This window comes from Bacillus sp. BP-3, assembly GCF_028401955.1.
Taxonomy (GTDB): Bacteria; Bacillota; Bacilli; order Bacillales; family Bacillaceae_G; genus Bacillus_A.
The window spans coordinates 1-1,678 of record NZ_JAQOTJ010000050.1; the positions used below are offsets into that span (position 1 = coordinate 1).

At 32.5% G+C, this 1,678-nt stretch carries 2 pseudogenes; one reads left to right on the top strand and one right to left on the bottom strand.

Annotated features, from left to right (window positions below):
* Nucleotides 1-755 precede the first annotated feature (755 nt).
* A pseudogene (locus PLX19_RS26310) lies at nt 756-854 on the bottom strand (IS3 family transposase); the annotation flags it as partial.
* Nucleotides 855-933: 79 nt separating this feature from the next.
* Between PLX19_RS26310 and PLX19_RS25865 the strand changes: the two are divergent.
* Nucleotides 934-1,620: pseudogene (locus tag PLX19_RS25865) on the top strand (IS6 family transposase).
* The last annotated feature ends 58 nt before the right edge of the window (nt 1,621-1,678 follow it).

The window sequence follows — 1,678 nt, forward strand, 5'->3', positions numbered from 1 at the left end:
AAATGATTTTTGCACCAGAACCTTAGAAAGTACTTTCCTTCATAAGAGAATACTAAGTATTAATATTGATATTTGAATTATAATAACAACAATGACAAATTATTACAAGTTAATACAAATAATTTTATAGGAGCAGTTCTGTTACAAAGTTTTCTTAATTTGGGTACAGCCGCACGCCCATCAACTTTAGACATTCATTGTTCCCAAAAACGAAAAAAATGAACTGAATTTTCATGGCCCACTATGAAGAAATCAAATTTTCGTTTTGGGAATACTCCAAAATATTAGCTTGATGGCGATGTTGCCGTGCCCCCTTAAAGGAGTAACGTGTATTACTGCTTAATTCAGCGGTTAGCTTGTCCTTCTCAAAATGTGAAAAAAAAGCAACTGAATGTTTTTTTTAATTTAAATCAAATATTTTCTAAAGTAATATCTAAAATTCCTTATCCCGCTTGTCTACCTCTTTTGCCTTAAGAAATTGAATCATAATGATTAAACAAATAATTGAACCTAAAATATATCCGATAAAGAAACTTAACCATGTCATGATATCATTCCTCATTTCCTATATTTTTCGTGCTCTTAATTATTTTATTCGACAAAATTTTACTAAATCCTACTAAATTCTACAAATAAAAAAGAGCAACCATATATGAAGTGACCCCTGTCAAGTAGACAGTATTCAAAAGGCACAACTTAATAACCTGAGTTCTATATTTATATAGACTCAGGTTATTTAATTTCTTTTGAAATCTTTAATGATTATAAAAGTGTATATATTTGCGCACGGCAAATTTAACCTCATCAACTTTGTGGAAAGAGTATAAATGAAAACACTCTGACTTAAAGTAGCTGAAGAAGTTTTCTGGTTCTGTTGCAAAGTTTTTTAAGTGAAATTAAAATGGAAGAAAAATGATTTGAGGAGCATGATACATGGGGTATTTTAAAGGGAAACAATTTAAAAAAGATATTATTTTGGTAGCCGTCGGCTACTATTGTCGTTTTTCTTTAAGCTATCGAGATGTATCTGAAATCCTGAAGGAACGTAGTGTATCAATTCATCCAACAACTATCATGCGTTGGGTGTATGAATAGGGTAATTTGATTTATCAAATTTGGAAGAAGAAAAATAAATCAGCACATTTTGTATGGCATTTAGATGAAACCTATATCAAAGTCAAGGGAGAATGACGTTATCTTTATCGTGCGATTGATCGAGAAGAGCACACCTTGGATATCCAACTTCGTAAAACAAGGGATCATCAAGCCGCCTATATGTTTATGAAAAGATTAGTGAAAACTTTTGGAGAACCAACGGCTCTCACAACAGACAAGGCTCCTGCCTTACTTTGTGCGTTCAAAAAACTGAAACATAACGATTTTTATGTGCATACGAAACATTGCACCGTTAAGCATCTAAATAACCTCATCCAACAAGATCATAGACATATCAAGCGAGGTTTTGTGAAATCTGCAGGATTTCACAGCCTTCGCCATGCTTCACGTACATTGAAAGGAATCGAAACGATTCATGCTTTATATAAACGAAACCGCAGTTTACAGACAAACCGCGTTTTTTCAACATACAAAGAATTACATAAATTATTAGTCACTGCCTAAATGGTACCCCTCATTTATCAATATCTATTTCTGCTTTTTTAAACTTTGCAACAGAACC